Consider the following 19571-nt stretch of genomic DNA (forward strand, 5'->3'; position numbering starts at 1 on the left):
AGTAGACGGCATACGAGCTGTAGCTCGGTCTGGTGGGCTCGGAGATGTGTATAAGAGTCTGAGTCAGGGGAGTTCAGAGGTCGAGGTTTTCGGTGGTGCCCGCTTGGCGTTGTGCTTCGGCAGCCATGTCCTCCTGGCCCTGGGTGTAGGCAGTGGTGGCGTCGGTCGCCCCTTGCAGGCAGGACAGGCTGCGAGTGAACATGGCGTCGGTTTCGCCGCTGAAGTGCTCAAAAAATCCGGATAGGGCGGATTCCACCGGCGGGCTTTTGGCATTGGACAACGCCATGTCGATCCCGTCCGAAGTGGAGTCGATGGTGGAGGAGAAACCTCCCCCCTCCAAACCGAGCTGGTCCCCGAGGTCGTTCAGTACCAGTGAGACCCCGTAGACGTCGATGCTCCATTCGCTCATGAGCGCTCCTGGCCAGGGGAAGCGGTGAATCGGTGCGGGTGGAACTCCGCTCCGGGGTCGCTCTCCACCTGACCGGCGGCGATACGATCGGCCTCGACCATGTCCTGCTCGATGACATGAGCTCTCAGGCGGTGCAACGCGGTGCGAACACCGCCGACGGCCTTGGCCATCCGCTGCCCGATGGGTTTGGTGCCGGGCTCGTCCGTACCGAATTCGGAGGACCGTAGGTCCCCGGAGTGCTCATCTGAGGGTGTGCGGTGCGCAACTTCGGAGAGGGCATCGACACCGACGCCCTCCGACGTCTCGACCATCTCGAATTTCATCCACAAGCTCCTTGCGTCCGTTCACGACCCCACTCGAATCAGCCGCCTTGCGCCAGCAGTATGCACACATGGGGTGACTCTCCATGAGGGGTCATGGTTCGCCGGAAAGTGGTTGAAAGGGCGGCTATCTTCCCCTTCAGCACAGAATATGCAGGTGAGCATGGCAAGAACCTGGATCATGTGATTTATGACACTTATTTGCGAGATGGGTTTCATGGGGATTGGCGAAGGGATGGTGCGGATCGGGATGTAAGGGGCACCCCCTTCGTGCCTGCGGGATCAGGCCGATGCGGACAGGTAGGCCGATTGCCTCTGCGCGAGTTCCAGGGCGCGCAAGGGTGCGGCCGCGTCCTCCAACACCGGATACCAAACCGACTGCTGGTCACCCTCACCAAGGAGCACGCCCGGAATCGGTCCGGCCTGGGCGGCACCGGGCCCGATACGGAGCAGGTGCTCAGGGCCTATCGCCATGCCGACCGGAACGGCGGGACCCGTCCACACCGGCTCATAGGTGAGGTCACCGCGCCCGGGAAGCCGGCGCACCCGCAACGCTCCCAAGAGCCCTTCCCCGGCCAAGGTCTCCACCAGGGTGGGGAGTGCTTCGAAGGGCACCGTGTTCTCGTTCTCGAACCCGATGATCACCGAAATCCGTTCCAGGACCTGTCTTCCACGCCAGGACAGACGGAACTGTCCCGAGAACGCGGGGCCTGGACCCAGTGGTCCGGACAGGTAGAGGATCCATGGTCGGGGTCTGCGGCCAAGAGCCGATTCGACGATCCGCGCACGGTCCCAGGCCAAGAGGGCGGGCTCGTGCGGACCCCAGACCGATGGTTCGGCCCCGGCCAGGTGCTCGGTGATGATCTGCGTGGCCCGACCCAGTTCCGGGGTGAAAGGGTCTCGATGCGGAACGGACACGTCCACCACCAGATGAGTCCCCGCGGTTTCGGCGAAGTCGGCGAGGAACCCGGAAACCGGTGCCGCGTCGGGGTGTTTCTGGGCCCAGTTCGGCCCGGCTGGTTCCTTGACGGGCCGGAAACCGTAGGTCTCGTCCCAGTGTACGGCCAGACCGGTGAGGCCGTCGAAGTGTCCACCATCCTTGCCCTGAACGACCCAGCGCCCCGCAGAGCCCGCCAGGAAGGTGCGGGCCGCGTAGGTGAGCCGGGTGGTGGCGGGGGTGAGTACCTGGAGCGTTCTCTCCCGTCCGTGTGTGGCCACCGCATCGCTGAGCCAGGAGGAAAAGGGGACCACGTCCCGATCCTGGGCGACCAGGAGCGCCCGATCGGCCGTCCGTTCGATGGCCGGGTGCTCGGGTTCCTCCCACAGGTCGAACTCGGCACTGCCAGAGGTCCACACCGCTCCGCCGAGTCGCAGCGCGAGCCCATCGGCGAACCGATGCGCGACCTCACGGCCCTGTTCGTCGGGGCGAGCGCGGGTCTCCATCCACCAGTAGGGCTCCGGGAGGCCGGCCACGACGTCCTCCCCGAGCAGGCGGACGACGTCGTCGGGCCGCTCCACCTTCTGTCCGGGCTCCAGAGTGGCCAGGAGTCGTCCATCCTCACGCCGAATCTGGAGGACGTCGGTGTCCCCGTGCAGGTGCAGTCGCAGTTCCGGGTCCACGTCCTGTAGGGCGTTCACCATCGCCTGTTCGTCGGGTCGTTCGGCGACCAGGGCCACCACGTCGTAGCTCAACGAGTCTCCTTCGTTTCGAGGGGCAGGTGACCGGCATCGTCCGAACGGACACGGGGCGGGTCACTTTTCGCTGGGGAGAATAACCGGATCGTCACGGAAAGTCTGATGCGCCCTCTTGCTTTCTTGTTGGGTACGGCTTTCTGTGCGACCTGGCGTAGTCGGGATCCATCCGAGCGAGCGAATGTCGACCCGGTGCCGTAAGTGCGCCACCGCAGCCGATGTGACACAGGTCGGGTGCATGTTGAATACGCCGCCGCGGGGGTGCTTATACGGAGCACGTCATGGAAGGCGCCGACACAGCCCTCGGATCGAGCGTTCCGAAGAGTTTCTCGGCTTCTTGGCGGAGGGATGGAAAGCGCTTCCCGATAGAGACTCGCCGGTTAGCGTGGTGGGTTGCCAGAATCGGAAGCCAACGGCCATCCGTGTTCGCGGATCCTGTCCCGATCCTCGGGAAAGACGGTTTCCCAGTCGCGCTCCAGTGGAACCCAGGCCACCGGATGACCGTCTTCTCCGTGTAGAGGAAGGGTGCGGTCGACGGTCGTCACGTACGAGAGGCCCAGCGTGGGATCCCAATCCGAGCGGTAGGAGCGCACACTGACGGCGGCGGGCACGGGATCGAGTTCCCCGGACACGCCTGTTTCCTCCAGGAGCTCTCGGACGGCCGCTTCGATCGGTGTCTCCCCGGGATCGACCTTGCCGCCCGGAGGGACCCAGCCGCGCCAACGGTGCCGAACGAGCAGTACGTGGTGGCGACCATGATCGAGTGCCCAGACCTCCGCCGCGATGGGTGGAAGGGACCCGTGGCGTGCTTCTTCCAGCCAGGCACGGGCGTTGTCGAACTCTCGGATGGCCCGAAGGGTGTCGGCCGACACCGCGTCCAGGGTCCTCGGTGAGATGGGGGAGTGTGCCACCCGAACGACTGTAGAAGGGATGTCCACCTGAGTCGGCGGGAGCGCGCCTCTGAAACCCGGACGTGGCTGTCGGCTCGATGGTCGGTCGAGCGGCGATGCCGAGGGGAGTCATCCGTTTCCACCTCGGGCACCGAGTCCGGTTCTAGGATGACGGGCATGACTGAGGAGAAGGTACGGCGTGGGCGTCCGCGCAGTGAGGCTTCGCGGCGGGCCGTTCTCGAGGCGACCGCGAGGTTGGTGGGTGCCAAACCCTATGACGATCTGACGATCGAGGGGATCGCCGCCGAGTCGGGGGTGGCCAAGACGACGATCTACCGGCGGTGGGCCTCCAAAGCGGAGATCGTGCGCGACGCGACCCTTTCCGGGACTCTTCGGGTCGGAGGTCTGGAGGTGGGGGACACCGGTGACCTTCGCGCCGATCTACTCGCCTGGGTGCTGGGATTGAGGCGCGAGGCGTTCGATCCCGACCACATGAGTCTGGCGCGCGCGGTGCTCTCGGCGGACCTGGACGCGGTGGGGCGCAGCACCGAGGGCTACGTCGGGGTGTGGGACGACCAGCATCTCGTTCGGCGGCTGCGGAGCGCCGTGGAGAGCGGTGCCATCGAGCCGAGGGAGGACTTCTCGGCGGCGGCGGCTTCGCTCAGCCACACCATGGCGATTCGCATCCTGGCGGGGGCCCAACCCTCGGAGCAGTGGTGCGAGGACCTCGTGGAACTTGTTCTCAGGGGTTTGTCAGGGTAATCCCTGATATTCGATACGCTACGTAGCGTTTAATATTTCCAGCATGGCACTACTACTCCATCGTCTTGGTCGCCTGGCCGCGCGCCGGGCCAAGACCGTCATCGCCTCATGGTTCGCGCTGTTGTTGCTCGCCTTCGCGGCCGTCGCCGGTTTCGGCGGGCAGCTCACCACCGAGATCTCCCTGCCCGACCTGGAGACACTGGAGGTGGCGGACCGCGTCGCCGAGGAGTTCCCTGACTCCGAACTCGCGGGTGGCAGTACCGACGTGGTGGTACGAACCACGAACGAGGCCCCGTTCACCGACGATCAGGAAAGCGCTCTCAGGCGGTTGATGGATCGGATCGAGGATCAGGAACCGATCACCACGGTCGCCGACCCCTTCGTCACCGAGGACGACATCGCCGCGGGGCACGACGAGATCGGCCAGGGCCAGGAGGAACTCGACTCCGCAGAAGAGGAGATCGAGGCCGGGCGCGAGGAGACCGAACCCGCGCGTGAAGAGATCGAAGGCGCACAGGAACAACTGGACGAGGCCATCGAACAGGCCCGAAGCGACGGAACCCACGAGGCGGCCGCGGCCGAGTTCGAACGGCGACAGCAGGACCTCGACCAGGCGCTTCCCGAGATCGAGGCCGCCGAGCGCGACCTGGAAGAGGCCGAGCGCGAACACGCCGAAGGCGACGCGGAGTTGGAACGCGCCGAGGCGATGCTGGACCTCGTCCAGGACGCGGCACCGGTCTCCGACTCCGGGGACACCGCCATCATGACCCTGCACTTCGAAGACGAACTCAACGGTGTGGATCCCCAACTTCTGGAGGAGCTCACCGCCACGCTCGCCGAAGCCGACATCGATGGCGTGGAGTTCCTCGCCGGGGAGGAACTCTCGGCCGAGGAACCACACCTGATGAGCGCCGTCGAGGTCGTCGGCCTGGTGGTGGCCACCGTCGTCCTGTTCGTCATGCTGGGCACGTTCATCGGCGCCGGACTTCCCTTGCTCAACGCGCTGCTCGGCGTCGGTGTGGGTGTGCTCTTGACCGTGTCCGCCTCGGCGTTCGTGGAAATGATGGCCATCACGCCGACCCTCGGGCTGATGCTCGGTCTGGCGGTGGGCATCGACTACGCGCTGTTCATCCTGCACCGACACCGCACCCAGCTCAAAGAGGGCATGAGCGTGGCGGACTCCATCCCGCTGGCGAACGGCACGGCCGGCAACGCGGTGTTGTTCGCCGGTGCCACCGTCATCATCGCGCTGCTCGCGCTCAACGTCACGGGCCTGCCCTTCCTGGGGATGATGGGGACCGCGGGCGCGTTCTGTGTGGCCATCGCCGTACTGATGGCCGTGACGATGACCCCGGCGTTGCTGTCCCTGGTCGGCTGGCGGATCCTGGGCCGCAAGGAACGCAAGGCCCTGACCGAGACGCGGAACGAGGCCGCTCCGGGTAGGACACCCGTTCGTCGGGTCGCGGTCGATCGGCCGATGAGCACCCCGAAGGCGATCGGCGTCGTGGTGTTGAGCCTGGCCGGACTGGCCGTGCTCGCGCTGCCCACGTTGGACCTGCGGCTGGGCCTTCCCGACAACAGCGCCCAGCCGGAGGACTCCGCCCCCTACCAGGCCCACCATGCCACGGCGGAGGCCTTCGGAGCCGGCCGGAACGGCCCCTTCCTCGCCGTCGCCGACCTTCCCGGCGGTCTTCGGGACGACGCCGCCGAGCAGTACCGGATCGACATCGCGGAGGAACTCGGGAGGCACCCCGGCATCGTTTCGGTGGTGCCTGCCGCCCTCAACGACGAGAACACGGTCGCGGCGTTCCAGGTCATCCCCGTGGACGGACCTACCGCCGAATCCACCGAAGCGCTGGTGCACGAGTTCCGTGACGGCGACCCGCTGGAGGGGACCCGACTGGACGACGCGGAGCTGTCGGTGGCCGGTTGGCCCGCGGCCAACATCGACATCTCCGACATCATCGCCGACGCGCTACCGCTCTACCTGGTGTTGGTCATCGCCCTGTCCCTGGTGCTGATGATCATGGTGTTCCGGTCCCTGTTGTTGCCGGTGATCGCCACCCTCGGCTTCGTCGGATCCTTCGCCGGGGCGATGGGCGCCGTCGTCGCGGTGTTCCAGTGGGGTTGGTTCGGTGAGCTCTTCCCGTTCGGAGACCCCGGACCCGTGCTCACCTTCATGCCGGTCATCGCGGTCGGTGTGCTCTTCGGTCTGGCCATGGACTACCAGCTCTTCACCGCCTCGGGGATGCGGGAGGCCTACGTCCACGGCTCGGACCCCCGGCTCGCGGTCCGTCAGGGGCTGCGCGCGGGACGCTCGGTCGTCGTCGCGGCCGCGCTGATCATGGCGTCGATCTTCGCGGGCTTCGCGTTCAGCCCGGACCCGATGTCGGCACCCTTGGGGCTGGGACTGACCGTTGGGGTCGTCATCGACGCCTTCGTGGTCCGCCTGCTGCTGGTGCCCGCCCTGTTGCACCTGTGCGGACCCGCCGCCTGGTACCTCCCGAAGTGGCTCGACCGGATCCTGCCCGATGTCGATGTCGAGGGCGCGGCGCTGGAGCGGCCGAGGGCCGCCAAGGCCCCGGACGAGCCCGGTGAACGCGTCGACGCGGACGTGTCCTGAACCGGCTTCGGTGAGGTCGGTGGCCATCGAGTCGATGAAGGACCGGTGGTCACCGGCCTGTGGGACTGCCGCGTCAGCGCGTCGGCCGACGCGAGGGTGGAGGAGACCGAGGACGAAGCGGGCACGTGCGTGGGTCCCCCGTGGTGTCGCGCGTGACCCGAGTGGTGGAATGGATACACCCGGGGGTATGTTGTCCTCCACAAGGTGAAAGGAGACCGGCATGAAGCCTGAAATGGTGGGCGACGCGATCACGCGACTCAAACGCGCCCAGGGTCAACTCTCCGGAGTCATCTCCATGATGGAGGAGGGGGAGGACTGCGCGGCCGTCCTCCAGCAGTTGGCCGCGGTCTCCCGCGCCTTGGACCGGGCCGGGTTCAAGATCGTCGCCAGCGGCATGCGGCACTGCAACGCCGCGCGCGAGCAGGGTGAGGAACCCGAGCTCACCGAGGAGGAGCTGGAGAAGCTCTTCCTGGCCCTGGCCTGACGATTCGCGGGCGCTCGACCGAGAGGTCGGGCGCCCGCGAATCGAACTTCCTCAGAGTGCGTCCTTGTTCTCGACCAGGGTGTACCCAGGACGTCCTGATACTCCCCCCGGTATGGGGAATCCCAGGCCGGCCGACGCTTCCCGATCCAAGACCCCCATCCGCCCTCTGGATACTCCCCGGGGTATCCAGCCCAGATTCGACACTACGGAAGGAAACCCATGAGCGACCACGGCATCGACGCGCGCGCCGTGCGCGACCTGCTCGAAACAGACCCGCACACCCTGCTCGTGGACGTGCGCACACCCGCCGAATACGAGAGTTCCCACATCCCCGGGGCGATCAACCTGCCCTTGGGGCGCGTGGACGCGCACCTGGAGCGCATCGTCGCCGACGCCGGAGGCCGTCTCGTCCTGGTCTGTCAGTCCGGAAACCGATCCGGGCAGTGCCGGGACAAGCTGGCCGGGGCCGGGCTGAGCGACACGGTCGTGATGAACGGCGGCATGAACGCCTGGGAGGCCCAAGGCGCCCCCGTCGTGCGGGGTCGCGAGAAGTGGGCGCTCGAACGCCAGGTCCGATTGGTGGCCGGCACGCTCGTTCTGACCTCGGTGCTCGCCTCCCTGCTGTGGCCTCCGGCCGTGGCCATCGCCGGGATCGTCGGCGCCGGGCTGACCTTCGCCGCCATCACCGACACCTGCGCCATGGGCATGGCGTTGACCCGCCTGCCCTACAACCGACCACATAACGACGTCGACATCGAGGACTCCCTGACACGGATCGCCCTCCGAGGGTGAGCGCCACGAACAGGGTCGAACTCTGTCCTTCAGATACTCCCCCCGGTATCGGAACAGCGCGAACGCACCACATCGAACACCCAGAGGAAAGGTGAGAACACCATGTTGCTGGAACGCGTCTACGACAACGACCTCTCCCAGGCCGGCTACCTCATCGGCTGCCAGGCCACAGGAGAGGCCGTCGTGGTCGATGCCCGCCGAGACATCGACGACTACCTCGACCTGGCCCGCGAACACGGCATGCGGATCGTGGCCGTGACCGAGACCCACATCCACGCCGACTACCTCTCCGGCACCCGTGAACTCGCCGCGGCGACCGGCGCCACGGTGTACGTCTCCGGGGAAGGCGGCCGGGACTGGCAGTACGGCTTCGAAGCGCGGCGGCTCCTGGACGGCGACGCCATCACCGTCGGCAACGTCACGGTGCGGGCGCGCCACACGCCCGGACACACCCCCGAACACCTGTCGTTCCTGGTCACCGATGGTGCCTTCAGCCAGGAACCGGGCTACATGCTTTCCGGCGACTTCGTCTTCGCCGGAGACCTGGGCCGCCCCGACCTGCTCGACGAGGCCGCGGGAGGGATCGACACCCGATTCGAGGGCGCACGTCTGCTCTTCACCAGTCTGCGCGAGGTGTTCCTGACCCTGCCCGACCACGTTCAGGTCCTGCCCGGGCACGGCGCGGGCAGCGCCTGCGGTAAGGCCCTCGGCGCGCTCCCGGCCACCACGGTCGGCTACGAACGGATCAACGCCTGGTGGGGGTCGTACCTGCGCGAAGACGACAGGGACGGCTTCATCGAAGAGCTGCTCGACGGTCAACCCGACGCCCACTCCTACTTCGCGCGGATGAAACGTCAGAACAAGGAGGGGCCGCGGGTCCTGGGCCCGCTCACCCCGCCACCCGAACTCGGCACCGAGGCGATCCGACGGTCCCTGGCCGAGGACGAGATCGTCCTCGTCGACACCCGGTCCCACACCGAGGTCCACCGGGGCACCATGGCCGGGGCGCTGAACATCCCCGGCCCGGCCAAAGCCGCGACCTTCGGGGCCTGGGTCTACGACCCCGAGACCGAGACCCGGCCACTGGTACTGCTCACCTCCGACGCGGACGATGCCCGCAAGGTGCGCGACCACCTGCTCCGCGTGGGCATCGACCAGGTGGCCGGCCACACCACGACGATGGAGGGCCTGCCGACGTTCGTACCGGAACGCGTCACCCCGGCTGAACTGGCCGAAACCGAGGTCGCGCTCGTCTTGGACGTGCGCAACAGGACCGAACACGCCGAGGGACACATCCCTGGATCACGGCAGCTCAGCGTCGGTCGGGCCTTGTGGAACCTCGACGCGCTGCCGAGCGAGGGCGCCATCGTGAGCTACTGCCAGGCCGGGGCGCGTAGCTCCGTGGCGGCCGGGGCACTGCGCCGCGCCGGATACCACGTGGTCGAACTCGACGGAGGTTACGCGGACTGGGCGGCCCGGGAGCAGGACCGGGCCGGCTCCGAGGCCATCAGCGGTTGATCGCCCCGGCCGGGGCGGTGCCGAACTCGTGTCCCGCCCCTTAGGGGAACGGCACCGCCTCGCCCCCTCGATACCGGCCGGTCGCGTCCACCCCGCCCGGCCCCGAGAAGAAGAGTCGAACATGGAATTCCCACCCGTCCTCGTCCTGGGTCTGACCGTGGTGGTCGGGCTCGCGCTCGGACTGCTCGGAGGCGGCGGTTCCATCCTGATGGTCCCGTTGCTGACCTACGTCGCGGGGATGGATCCCAAGGAGGCCATCGCCGCGTCCCTGTTCGTCGTCGGTGTCACCTCCTTGGTCAGTACGTTCACGCACGCGCGGGCGGGCAACGTCCGTTGGCGCACCGGGCTGGTGTTCGGAGCCTCCGGGATGGCGGGAGCCTTCCTCGGCGGCCTGGTGGGCGGGTACTTACCGGGCACCCTGTTGATGATCGCCTTCGCCCTGATGATGGTCGCCACCGCCGTGACCATGCTTCGGGGGAAGGCCGAGGCCACCGACCGGGTCGAAGGGCCCGGAGCGCTTCCTCTGCGGCGGATCATCCTGGACGGTGTGGTGGTCGGGGCGATCACCGGACTCGTCGGCGCCGGGGGAGGATTCCTCGTCGTGCCGGCCCTCGCTCTGCTCGGTGGCCTGGCCATGCCGACGGCGGTGGGGACCTCCCTGCTCGTGATCGGGATGAAGTCCTTCGCCGGACTCACCGGCTACCTGACGAGTGTGGGCCTGGACTGGGCGCTGGTGGCGCTGGTGACCGCCGCCGCGATCGCGGGGTCGCTCGTCGGGGCGCTCCTGACCTCCCGAGTGCCCGAGACCGCCCTGCGCAAGGGCTTCGGGGGATTCGTGCTGGTCATGGGCGTGCTCGTGCTGAGCCAGGAACTCCCGGATCCCTTCGGGCCGGCCCCGGCCGTGGTCGTGGCGGTCCTGGCCGGGGTGGTGCTGGTGTGCCGACTGATCAGTGCCCACTGCCCGCTGATGCCCCTGCTGCGACCACGGACCTGACACCGGGCCGAACAAAGAATCGACCTCACAGAATCGGTAGCTCCCCTTGGCCGTATTCGGGCGGAGACGTCAGGGGCGGCCGGGCGCAGGTCCCCGACCTCGGGAGACCTCGGGGAGCCGGCCGCCGCTCACCACCCCGACCAGGCCCAGAACGGCGAGGAAGAGCAGCGCCCACTCCACACCCAGGAGCGCCAGCAGCGAGCTGACACCGCCGACCACGAGAAGGATCAGTCCCATGGCCGAGTTGGACACCGCCACGTAGGTGGTGCGCAGGTCGCCTTCGGCCATGTCGATCACGTAGGTCTTGCGTCCCACCCGGATCCCCGTGTGCGTCAGTGTCAGCAGGAAGTAGGCCGCGATGAACAGGAGCGAGCCCCACGTGCTCTCACCGCTGAAACCGGGCAGCGACACCACCAGTACCAGCACGAGGATGATGACGGACGCGATCGCGGCCCCGAACGTCATGAGTCTGCGGCTCGACCAGTCGGCGAGCCGTCCCGACAGACGACCTCCCACCAGGGCCGCGACCCCGGAGGCGATGACGTACCCGCCCAGCCCGGACAGGTCGGTGGTGCCCGACCGGGTGGCCAGGGTGACCACGAACGGTGGGCTGAGCGCTGACACCAGCAGTAGGCCGCGCACCGTGACGAAGTGTCGGAAGGAACGGTCCTCGCGCAGCAGCCGGAGGGTCTGGACGAACCAGTCGTGCCACCGCACCGGCTCGTCGTCGGAGTCCTCCTCCGGCCCCTCGGACGACGGGGGCGTCTCGCCGGCCGGTTCCCGCACCCCGGCGTAGACCCAGGCCACAGCCACCCACAGGGCGGCGCCACCGGCCAACACCCACGCGAGCCGGCCGGCGTCCAGGTCCTCACCGCCCAGCACACGGATCCCCACCCCCAGGGTGATGGCCACCAACCCGGCCGCCGTGGTGGCCAGCCCGTTGATCTGGCCGCGTTCCCCGCCGGGAACGGTGCGCCCCTGGACGTCCTTGGAGGAGACCGAGCACAGGCACCGGCCCAGGGAGAAGACCGCCAAGGCCACCACGATGACCACACCGGCGGTGAGCCCCTGCGCGAGCGCGGCCGTCGCCGCCATCACCGCCACCGACAGGGCCTGGACCAGGGCGCCGAAGACGAACACCCACTTGCGGTACCGCACCCGCAGGATCAGCGGGGTCAGCAACGCCTGAGGCAGCATCGAACCGGATTCGCGGATGGGCACGAGCAACCCCACCAACGCCGCGGGCACACCCAGGGCGTGGAACAGCCAGGGCAGCACGGTCGAGGCGTTGACCGCCTGGTCGCCGGAGGACTGTAGGGCGTTGGCCCAGACCAGACGCAGGCCGTTACGGGGAACGTCGGCGCGCACGGGGGCGGGCAGGTCGGACTCGGACGCCCGGTCGCGTCTGACCAGAGCTGAGTAGATTCTCTCGGTCGAGGTCATGTCCTCACGCTAGGGATCGAAGGCGTCGTGGGTCGGGTGCGCCACACGGGGGCCGGTGTGAACGCGGTCGCGTCGTGCAACCCCCTACCCTGCGAGCAGTGATCGAAGGCCGACTCCAACGATGAGTTGGACGAGGAGTCGGACGTAACGAAGGAGTGCCGGATTTTGGGTACCTACGCCGTCACCGGATTCGCTTCGGGCATGGGCGCCGCGAGCGCCGCCGTCCTGGCCGAGGCCGGACACACGGTCATCGGAGTCGACCTGCGCGACGCGCAGATCATCGCCGACCTGGGCACCCCGGAAGGGCGCTCCACCGCGGTCGAACAGATCCTCCAAGCGAGCGAGGGCACCCTGGACGGGATCGCCGCGATCGCGGGTGTGGGACCCGACCTGAGGGACCCCGCCGCCGTCATGTCCATCAACTACTTCGGTCCGGTCGCCCTGTTGGAGGGGTTGAGGCCGGCCCTGGCCCGCTCCGAGGCCGGTCGGGCCGTGGTGATCGGCTCCAACTCGGCCACCACCGTGCCGTTCATCGACCAGACCCTCGTGGACCTGGCCTTGGAGGGTGAGGAGGAGTCCGCCCGCCGGCACGCGGTCAAGGCACAGGAGGCGGCGCCCGCCGAGGTCCGGGCGTTCGCTCCCTCCATCAGCGCCTACGCCACCTCCAAGTTCGTGCTCGCCCGTTGGGTGCGCCGTACCGCGGTCGTTCCCGAGTGGGGGCGTGAAGGTGTGCTGCTCAACGCGATCGCCCCGGGCGCGGTGCTCACCCCGCTCATGATCGGCTCGACGGGCACGGCCCCCGACCCGGACTCGTTCAGCACCCCGATGCCGCTGGGGGAGTTCGGTCGGCCCGAGGAGATCGCGTTCTGGGTGCACCAGTTCCTGCGCCCCGAGGCCCGTTTCACCACGGGGTCGGTCCTCTACGTCGACGGCGGCACCGACGCCGCCATGCGCCCCGGGGACTTCCCCACGGCGATGACGTTCTGAACCTTCCCAACGAAGCGGCGCCCCGCGGGTGCGGTCGACCGACTCGGGACGGATACTGGGCCCATGGCGATCATCTACGACGCGACTCTGACACCGGACAAACCGACCCTGATCGGCTCCTGGCTGGACGGTAGGCCGTGGGCGGGCGAGGGACCCGACGAGGTCCTGGGCGCCTACCGGTTCGACGACCCGAAGGGAGAGGTCGGGGTGGAGGTCTTCCTGCTGCGGCGCGCGGGCCGCCTGTTCCACCTACCGCTGACCTACCGGGGTGCGCCCCTGCCCGATCACGAGGAGCACCTCGTGGGCACCCTGGAACACTCCGTCCTGGGGCCGCGCTGGGTCTACGACGGCACCGCCGACGAGGTGGCGCTGGACTGTTTCCGGCGAGCCTTGAACGGCGAACAGGAACAGGCCGAACTGGAGATCTGGAAGGACGGCCGCCGAGTGGGGCAGCGTCCGCAACAGGTGCTGATCACCCGGGAACCCGGTGAGGACCCCGGTACCGGTGAGACCGACGGCCGGGTCCAGCTTCCGCACGTGCTGGAGTCCGAACCCCGGGGAAGGTGGCGGTTGCGCGCCCGGTGGGACGGGCAGGAGACGGTGGTCGCCGCACTGTCCTGATCGTTCACCCGACCCGGCGGTGCCACCACCCGACCTCGCCCCGCCCGCCCCGCCCGGCGGGGCGAGGCGGTGGATAGGCTCGAACGTGTGAGCGTCGACACGCGGGTCCGGGACACACGAATCGACCGGCGGGCACGGATCGCGGGCGCCGCGCTGTTCCTGACCAACGGCGCCCTCTTCGCCAACCTCGTCCCCCGGTTCCCCGAGATCAAGGTCGCCATCGGCATCGACAACGCCGTCTATGGTCTGGCCGTGGCGGCCTTTCCCGCCGGCGCGTTCCTGGCCGGTTTGGCCGCGGCGGCCCTGGTACGCGGGTTCGGGTCGGCGAACGTGGCCGTGGTCGGCACCGTCCTCACCGGCTTGGGCTCGATCGCCGCCGGTCTGGCGCCCTCCACCGCCGTCTTCGTGGCGGGACTGTTCTTCGCCGGGGCCATGGACGCGTTCACCGACGTGGCCATGCACGTCCACGGCATGCGGGTGCAACGCCGCTACGGCAGGTCGATCATCAATTCCTTCCACGCGGTGTGGTCCGTCGGCGCCATCCTGGGCGGATCGATGGCGGCGGGGGCCATCGCGCTGGGGCTGCCGGTCGGTGTGCACCTGAGCCTGTCCACGGCGCTGTTCGCCATCGTCTCGGTCACCGCGCTGTGGTTCTGCCTTCCCGGTGGGGAGGAACGCGTCGAGCGGCGGTCGGACTCCGGGACCGCGGGAGTCGGGGCCACGGGATCCGGGGCCGTTCCGGGTTCGGGCCCGGGAGCGCGCACCGTGTTCATGGTGGTCGCCCTGGTCATGATCGCGGTCATCGGAACGGGTGTGGAGGACGCCGGGAACACCTGGGCGGCGCTCTACCTTTCCGGACCTCTGGGCGCGCCGGCGGCCCTGGCCGCGGCGGGCTACGTCGCCCTGGTCGCCGGGCAGTTCCTGGGACGGGTGTTCGGCGATCGGCTCGTGGACCGGTTCGGACAGCGTTCCGTGGCGAGGGTCGGTGGACTGGTCGCCGCCGTGGGCATGGGTTCGGCGCTGTTGTTCCCCACGATCCCGGGAACCGTCTTCGGGTTCTGTCTCGCCGGCCTGGGCGTGGCCACGCTTGTTCCCGCCGCACTGAATCAGGCCGATGAACTCCCCGGCCTACGCCCGGGGACCGGACTCACGGTCGTCTCCTGGCTCATGCGCCTGGGTTTCCTGCTGTGCCCGCCGCTGGTCGGGTTCATCGCCGAGGCCACGGAACTGCGGATCGGGCTGATGGTCGTCCCGGTCGCCGGGGCGCTGGTCATCGTGCTCTCCGGGGCCCTGCGCCCCGGTCCGGCCGCGTGGCCTCGACGACGAAACAGTGAAGGCCCGTCCCGGCGGTGATTCGTCGGGCCCTTCGACGAGGCGGGTGTGGGCGCGGGCGGCCGGAAGGTCACCGCGTGAGCAGGTCGGCGGTGTCGGCCCCGGGAAGGGCGACCGTCACCTGGGTGTTCCACGGGTCGCGCAGAACCACCGACCGGCCGGTGTCGGCGTGCTCCAGCCGGTTCCGCTTCAACCGGGAGACCAGGGCGTCCAGGTCCTGGCGGGACGGCACGGTGATCGCCACGTCGCCCAAGCCCAGGGTCGAGGCGCGCGGTCCCACCCCGGCGCTGTTCCAGGTGTTCATCGCGACGTGGTGATGGTAGCCGCCGGCGGAGGCGAACAGCGCACCCGGGTAGCTGTCCACGGTGGTCGTGAACCCGAGGGCGTCGACGTAGAAGGCCTTGGCGGTCTTGATGTCGCCGACCTGCAGGTGGACGTGGCCGACCTTGCCGGCTCGTCGCGGTCCCTCAGCCACGACGGCCTCGTCGAGGTGGTCGCGCAGGAAGCCGTTCGGGTCCAGGTAGAGCGTGTCCATCTGGAGTCGACCGCCGACGTACTTCCAGTCCGAACGGTCACGGTCGATGTAGAGCTCGATGCCGTTGCCCTCGGGGTCGGTGAAGTAGAAGGCCTCACTGACGAGGTGGTCGGAGGAGCCGACGAAGCGGCTGCGCGAGTCCTGCGCGGCGCGATAGACGGTGGCGGCGAGTGCGGCGGCGTCCTCGAACAGGAACGCGGTGTGGAACAGCCCCGCCTGGCGTCGGTCGACCTCGGGCAGGTCCGGGGTGGCGATGAGTCGGACCATCGGGGTGGTGCCGCGGCCCAGGACCCTGCGTACCTCACGGCCGTTCGACCGCTCCTCGATGGGTTCGAGGACGAGGGCGTTCGCATAGTAGGAGCTCATCGTCTCCAGGTCGCCCACGTGCAGGGTGACGGCGTCCATGCCGGTGGCGTCGTTGAGGACGCGCTCGTTCACGGTGCTGTTCCGGGGTCGCTGCGCGGTGTCGGTCATGGTGTGCTCCCTCGCGGTCGGACCGAGGTTGAGGTCGTCGGTCTCGGGACGCTTCGTACAGTTTCATACAGTGTTGATTAGTAAAAGGTTGAGCGCTCAAGTTATATTCCTTTCGCTTCGTGAGCCGGGAGATTCTTCGCCCGCGCGGGGGAGGCCGATCGGTGACACGGGTCGGGGGCGGGCCGTCACGGCCCGCCCCCTGTATCGCTCTGTCGGTTCCCGGTGGTCGGCTACCCGGCCGAGCGCAGCCGCTCGATCATGCCGTCGAGGTCGCGCTGGACGAGGTCGGGCCGGATGAAGTGGCCGCCCGCGGGCTCGTGCGCCTCATAGGCGATGCCCGCGTCGTCGAGCGCGGTGCGGAACTCCCGCTGCCCGGCGAGCACCTGGGCCTCGGTGATCAGGTCGTGCCAGTTGATGGGGTCGGGGCTGGAGCCCGCGGCCAAGAAGACGCGCTTGCCCCGGTAACTCTCGATGTTCTCCACCGCGTTGTCGGCACTGACCCGGGCCTCGTCCCACGGCAGGCCGTAGACCATGCCGCCGCCGAGTTCGACGGCGGCGGAGGTGACGTTCGCCCAGTGGGTGACCGCCCCGACGTCGCGGCGCATGCTGGCCGGGCCCGAGTGCGAGCTCACCGAGGCGAAGTGGCCGAAGTACTTGGCCGTGTACTTGAGCGCGCCGAAGCCGCCCATCGAGAAGCCGGACACGGCGCGTCCTTCGGACTCGGCGTGCGTCCGGAAGTTGGCGTCGATCCACGGGATGAGCTGCTCCATGTGGAACGTCTCCCAGTTGCGCGGGCCGACGTTGGTGTTGACCGGGTTGCTGTACCACCCGCACGGTCCGCCGTCGGGCATCACGATGATGATCGGCTTGCCCGCGGACAGGTCCCGGATGCCGGCGTCGTCCCAGCTGATGAAGTCCTGGCCGGGGCCGCCTCCGTGCAGCAGGTAGAGGACCGGGTAGGTGCGGCCATCGTCCCGGTAGCCGTCGGGGAGCAGGACGTTGACGGCGGGGTTCCAACCGATCTCGGGGGTCTCGAAGCGGTAGTACCACATACGGGGGTTGTTCTCGCTGCTCTCCACGACGTTCAACCCGGCGGCGGAGACGGTGTCCGCTTGGGCCGACGTGGATGTGGCGAAGAATCCGCCGGAGGCGGCGGCCAGTCCAAGGGAGAGGCCTCCGACGGTCTTGAACGCGTTTCTACGGCTGGGGTGGTGCTGGTTCACCTTGACTCCTGCGGGAGGTGATGGGGGGTCTCGCCCGGCGGGGACGCCGGTGTCGTCTTGGTTTCGGGGAGGGGGCTTTCGGCGGGGCGCGCGATGACCGGTCGGGACAAGGACGGCCGGTCGAGGAAAGTAGCGACGGCCCCCTGTTCAAGCGGGGCCGAAACCCTTACTCTCCCAAGTATGTAGGAAACCAACTAAATAGATGCTACATGCGAAACTAATCTTTGTGGAGACCAGATGTGCGGTTCCTGCTCGGCCCCCACCCCCGCTCCGAGCGGCACTGACGATTCCCCTACTCCATGGTCCCGACGCGCCCTCATGGGGCTCGGCCTCGGAGCGACGATCGCCGTGGCCGGACTCGGCGGCGCCTCGGCCCAAGCCGCCTCGGCCATGAACGGCGCCTGGTGCAACCCCGCACTCGGCTACTTCCCCAACGGCGGTCACTACGGCGCCCCGCGTGAAGGCGGACCCCACGCGGGCCAAGACGTCACCAACTCCACCGGAACGGCCGTCTACGCGGCCGCCGCGGGCACCGTCGTCCGCCGATCATGGGGAGGCGGCCTGCCCGGTCGCACCGGTGAGGCGCTCGTCCTCGACCACGGTGGCGGCGTCTACACCTACTACGGCCACCTGAGCGCCTACCGGGTCGCGCTGAACGCCTCGGTCTCCGCGGGCCAGCGCATCGCGGACATGGGCGCCACCGGCCAGGTCACCGGACCCCACCTGCACTTCGAAACCCACAACGGGTCACTGGGATCGGACACCGACCCCGTCCCGTTCATGGCCGCGCGCGGAGCCGACCTCGGCGGAGGATGGTCCAGCATCGACCCCGAATCGAACGGCGCCCGCGTCCGCGGCATCCAGCACCTGATGAACCAGCGCGGGAGCTCGCTGGAGATCGACGGTTACCACGGGCCGATCTCCGTGGCCGAGGTCAAGGCCTTCCAACGCGACCAAGGGCTGGTGGACGACGGCCAGGTCGGCCCCCTGACCTGGCCGCACCTGGTCTACGAACTGGAGGAGGGCGTGGCCGACGGGTCGCACGTGCGCGCCCTGCAGACGATGATGAACAAGCGAAGCGCCGGGGTCGAGGTCGACGGCAATTTCGGACCCGTGATGGACACCGCGGTGCGCGCTTTCCAAAGCGTCAACCGCCTGGTCTCCGACGGGCAGGCCGGCGCCATCACCTGGCGGGCCCTGGTCGGCTGAGGGCCGCCGACCCTCAGGGAACACCGGCCCTCGGGGGCCGGACGGGCGCGTCGGGAGCGTGGATCGTTCCTCGACGCGCCCACCCGAACCGGATCCGGTGCGCGTCCCGTCGACGCGACGGGTCAGCGGTCGTCGGTGACCAGCTTGCCGTCCTCGCCCTTGACGATGCTGAAGGCGTCCACGACCTCACCATCGGCGGTGGTGGACACGTATTCCAAAGTGGAGCCGTCCACCGAGACCGACTGGAAGGTCTGGGTGTCGGCCACCTGGACCCGGGCCTCGGCGCCATTGGAGGTCCAGTTGACGTCGGAGGCCTCGTACATCTTGGGTCCGGTCACCGCGACCACGTAGACCGGACCCGTGTGGGCGTGGGGATCCTCGGTGCGGTTCTCCACCAGGTTGCCGCGACTGTAGGAGTGGTCGTGGCCCTGCAGGACCAGGTCCACGTCGTACTCCTCCAGAACCCGCAACCACGCACGGCGCAGCGGTTCGTTGTCCCGTCCGGGACTGTTGGAGAACAACGGGTGGTGGAAGGTGACCACCGTCCACTCGTTCGGGTTCTCCGCCAAGGCCTGGACGAGCCACTCGGTCTGCGCCTCCAACCACGCGTCGACGTCGTCGACGTCGGCGTCACGGTAGTTGGAGTTCAAACCGATGAACCGCACCCCCTGGTAATCGGTGCGGTGGACCGTCTCACTCAGGTCCACGCCCTCCTCGGGGCCGTTGCCGGCGCCGGGGAACTGGAGGTTCCAGTGACCGCTGAGCGCGTTGGAGGCGTACTCGTGGTTCCCGGGCGTGGTCACGTGATTGATGCCGCCGGTGGCCGCGGGGCCGAAGGCGTCGTACCACTCGCCCCACTGCGAGTCGTTCTCGGCGTGGTCGATCAGGTCGCCCGCGTGCACCGCGAGTTCGGCGTCGGGCTCGGCGGACAAGGCGGCCCGAACCACGGGGGTGGCCTCCGAGCCGATGTTGTTCTGGATGTCGCCGAAGTAGAGGAAGTCGAAGGGCACCGCGTCGGTGTCAGCGGTGGTGAAGCTCTGCCAACGCCCGGCCGCGCCCTCGCCGGGAACGACGCGGTAGCGGTACTCGGTGTCGGGGGTCAGATCGGTGAGGGTGACCCGGTAGTACTGACGGTCCGCGGTCTGTCCGGTGTGTTCGGGTTGGACGAGTTCGGTCGAGGAGGCCCCGCGCACCGGGGCGAGTTCCAGCCGGACCCCCTGGTCCAGGTCTTCGGTGCGCCAGGTCACGTGCTGGGAGGTGGCG

The 19571-nt window shown here is 68.6% G+C and carries 18 protein-coding genes; 10 read left to right on the forward strand and 8 right to left on the reverse strand.

Annotated features, from left to right (window positions below; genetic code table 11):
* Window positions 1–73 precede the first annotated feature (73 nt).
* The 4 genes from BQ8420_RS06530 to BQ8420_RS06545 all read right to left on the reverse strand — a co-directional run bounded on the left by BQ8420_RS06530 (window position 74) and on the right by BQ8420_RS06545 (window position 3332).
* Complete coding sequence (locus tag BQ8420_RS06530; protein WP_087096916.1) at window positions 74–409, reverse strand: DUF6507 family protein; 336 nt, start codon at window positions 407–409, stop codon at window positions 74–76.
* Complete coding sequence (locus BQ8420_RS06535; protein ID WP_087096917.1) at window positions 406–732, reverse strand: hypothetical protein; 327 nt, start codon at window positions 730–732, stop codon at window positions 406–408. The genes BQ8420_RS06530 and BQ8420_RS06535 overlap by 4 nt, the downstream gene beginning before the upstream one ends.
* A gap of 279 nt (window positions 733–1011) precedes the next feature.
* On the reverse strand, window positions 1012–2421 hold the full coding sequence (locus BQ8420_RS06540) for a DUF6177 family protein (RefSeq protein ID WP_087096918.1): 1410 nt from the start codon (window positions 2419–2421) through the stop codon (window positions 1012–1014).
* 380 nt (window positions 2422–2801) lie between these two features.
* On the reverse strand, window positions 2802–3332 hold the full coding sequence (locus BQ8420_RS06545) for an NUDIX hydrolase (RefSeq protein ID WP_235005970.1): 531 nt from the start codon (window positions 3330–3332) through the stop codon (window positions 2802–2804).
* Window positions 3333–3488: 156 nt separating this feature from the next.
* Here BQ8420_RS06545 and BQ8420_RS06550 point away from each other — a divergent pair, with 156 nt between their 5' ends.
* The 6 genes from BQ8420_RS06550 (at window position 3489) to BQ8420_RS06575 (ending at window position 10484) form a co-directional block, all read left to right on the forward strand.
* The gene (locus BQ8420_RS06550; RefSeq protein ID WP_160049276.1) at window positions 3489–4073 is read left to right on the forward strand and encodes a TetR/AcrR family transcriptional regulator; all 585 of its coding nucleotides are present in this window, start codon (window positions 3489–3491) and stop codon (window positions 4071–4073) included.
* A 43-nt stretch (window positions 4074–4116) separates the two neighbouring features.
* The gene (locus BQ8420_RS06555; protein WP_087096920.1) at window positions 4117–6696 is read left to right on the forward strand and encodes an MMPL family transporter; all 2580 of its coding nucleotides are present in this window, start codon (window positions 4117–4119) and stop codon (window positions 6694–6696) included.
* Between the two features lie 232 nt (window positions 6697–6928).
* On the forward strand, window positions 6929–7180 hold the full coding sequence (locus tag BQ8420_RS06560) for a metal-sensitive transcriptional regulator (RefSeq protein ID WP_087096921.1): 252 nt from the start codon (window positions 6929–6931) through the stop codon (window positions 7178–7180).
* A gap of 219 nt (window positions 7181–7399) precedes the next feature.
* Window positions 7400–7972, forward strand: a complete 573-nt coding sequence (locus BQ8420_RS06565; protein WP_087096922.1) for a rhodanese-like domain-containing protein — start codon at window positions 7400–7402, stop codon at window positions 7970–7972.
* 102 nt (window positions 7973–8074) lie between these two features.
* Window positions 8075–9490, forward strand: a complete 1416-nt coding sequence (locus BQ8420_RS06570; RefSeq protein WP_087096923.1) for a rhodanese-like domain-containing protein — start codon at window positions 8075–8077, stop codon at window positions 9488–9490.
* 121 nt (window positions 9491–9611) lie between these two features.
* Window positions 9612–10484: a sulfite exporter TauE/SafE family protein gene (locus BQ8420_RS06575; protein WP_087096924.1), complete on the forward strand. Its 873-nt coding sequence runs from the start codon at window positions 9612–9614 to the stop codon at window positions 10482–10484.
* Window positions 10485–10553: 69 nt separating this feature from the next.
* Here BQ8420_RS06575 and BQ8420_RS06580 read toward each other — a convergent pair whose 3' ends face one another.
* Window positions 10554–11927: an MFS transporter gene (locus tag BQ8420_RS06580; RefSeq protein WP_087096925.1), complete on the reverse strand. Its 1374-nt coding sequence runs from the start codon at window positions 11925–11927 to the stop codon at window positions 10554–10556.
* Window positions 11928–12092: 165 nt separating this feature from the next.
* On the opposite strand from BQ8420_RS06580, the gene BQ8420_RS06585 reads away from it, so the two are divergent.
* The 3 genes from BQ8420_RS06585 to BQ8420_RS06595 all read left to right on the forward strand — a co-directional run bounded on the left by BQ8420_RS06585 (window position 12093) and on the right by BQ8420_RS06595 (window position 14888).
* Window positions 12093–12914 carry an SDR family oxidoreductase gene (locus BQ8420_RS06585; protein WP_087096926.1) on the forward strand — a complete coding sequence of 274 codons (822 nt, stop codon included), beginning with the start codon at window positions 12093–12095 and terminating at the stop codon, window positions 12912–12914.
* A 63-nt stretch (window positions 12915–12977) separates the two neighbouring features.
* Window positions 12978–13535, forward strand: a complete 558-nt coding sequence (locus BQ8420_RS06590) for a hypothetical protein (protein WP_087096927.1) — start codon at window positions 12978–12980, stop codon at window positions 13533–13535.
* An 87-nt stretch (window positions 13536–13622) separates the two neighbouring features.
* Entirely contained in the window at window positions 13623–14888 is a 1266-nt protein-coding gene (locus tag BQ8420_RS06595; RefSeq protein WP_200815835.1) for an MFS transporter, read from the forward strand.
* Between the two features lie 49 nt (window positions 14889–14937).
* Here the strand turns inward: BQ8420_RS06595 and BQ8420_RS06600 are convergent, their stop codons facing one another.
* A complete protein-coding gene (locus tag BQ8420_RS06600) occupies window positions 14938–15876 on the reverse strand; it encodes a VOC family protein (protein ID WP_087096928.1) in 939 nt (312 codons plus the stop codon).
* Between the two features lie 230 nt (window positions 15877–16106).
* Window positions 16107–17099: an alpha/beta hydrolase family protein gene (locus BQ8420_RS06605; protein WP_087096929.1), complete on the reverse strand. Its 993-nt coding sequence runs from the start codon at window positions 17097–17099 to the stop codon at window positions 16107–16109.
* A gap of 318 nt (window positions 17100–17417) precedes the next feature.
* On the opposite strand from BQ8420_RS06605, the gene BQ8420_RS06610 reads away from it, so the two are divergent.
* On the forward strand, window positions 17418–18308 hold the full coding sequence (locus BQ8420_RS06610; RefSeq protein WP_235005971.1) for a peptidoglycan DD-metalloendopeptidase family protein: 891 nt from the start codon (window positions 17418–17420) through the stop codon (window positions 18306–18308).
* A 122-nt stretch (window positions 18309–18430) separates the two neighbouring features.
* On the opposite strand, the gene BQ8420_RS06615 is transcribed toward BQ8420_RS06610, so the two are convergent.
* A partial coding sequence (locus tag BQ8420_RS06615) for a metallophosphoesterase family protein (protein WP_087096933.1) occupies window positions 18431–19571 on the reverse strand: 1141 nt, incomplete at its 5' end.

It is taken from the genome of Nocardiopsis sp. JB363 (assembly GCF_900143625.1).
GTDB lineage: Bacteria > Actinomycetota > Actinomycetes > Streptosporangiales > Streptosporangiaceae > Nocardiopsis.

What these genes read in the sequence shown, in the direction of transcription:
- BQ8420_RS06530 (WP_087096916.1), bottom strand. Translation starts at nt 409, where the DNA reads ATGAGCGAATGGAGCATCGACGTCTACGGGGTCTCACTGGTACTGAAC.
- BQ8420_RS06535 (WP_087096917.1), bottom strand. Translation starts at nt 732, where the DNA reads ATGAAATTCGAGATGGTCGAGACGTCGGAGGGCGTCGGTGTCGATGCC.
- BQ8420_RS06550 (WP_160049276.1), top strand. Translation starts at nt 3,489, where the DNA reads ATGACTGAGGAGAAGGTACGGCGTGGGCGTCCGCGCAGTGAGGCTTCG.
- BQ8420_RS06555 (WP_087096920.1), top strand. Translation starts at nt 4,117, where the DNA reads ATGGCACTACTACTCCATCGTCTTGGTCGCCTGGCCGCGCGCCGGGCC.
- BQ8420_RS06560 (WP_087096921.1), top strand. Translation starts at nt 6,929, where the DNA reads ATGGTGGGCGACGCGATCACGCGACTCAAACGCGCCCAGGGTCAACTC.
- BQ8420_RS06565 (WP_087096922.1), top strand. Translation starts at nt 7,400, where the DNA reads ATGAGCGACCACGGCATCGACGCGCGCGCCGTGCGCGACCTGCTCGAA.
- BQ8420_RS06570 (WP_087096923.1), top strand. Translation starts at nt 8,075, where the DNA reads ATGTTGCTGGAACGCGTCTACGACAACGACCTCTCCCAGGCCGGCTAC.
- BQ8420_RS06575 (WP_087096924.1), top strand. Translation starts at nt 9,612, where the DNA reads ATGGAATTCCCACCCGTCCTCGTCCTGGGTCTGACCGTGGTGGTCGGG.
- BQ8420_RS06580 (WP_087096925.1), bottom strand. Translation starts at nt 11,927, where the DNA reads ATGACCTCGACCGAGAGAATCTACTCAGCTCTGGTCAGACGCGACCGG.
- BQ8420_RS06590 (WP_087096927.1), top strand. Translation starts at nt 12,978, where the DNA reads ATGGCGATCATCTACGACGCGACTCTGACACCGGACAAACCGACCCTG.
- BQ8420_RS06600 (WP_087096928.1), bottom strand. Translation starts at nt 15,876, where the DNA reads ATGACCGACACCGCGCAGCGACCCCGGAACAGCACCGTGAACGAGCGC.
- BQ8420_RS06610 (WP_235005971.1), top strand. Translation starts at nt 17,418, where the DNA reads ATGGGGCTCGGCCTCGGAGCGACGATCGCCGTGGCCGGACTCGGCGGC.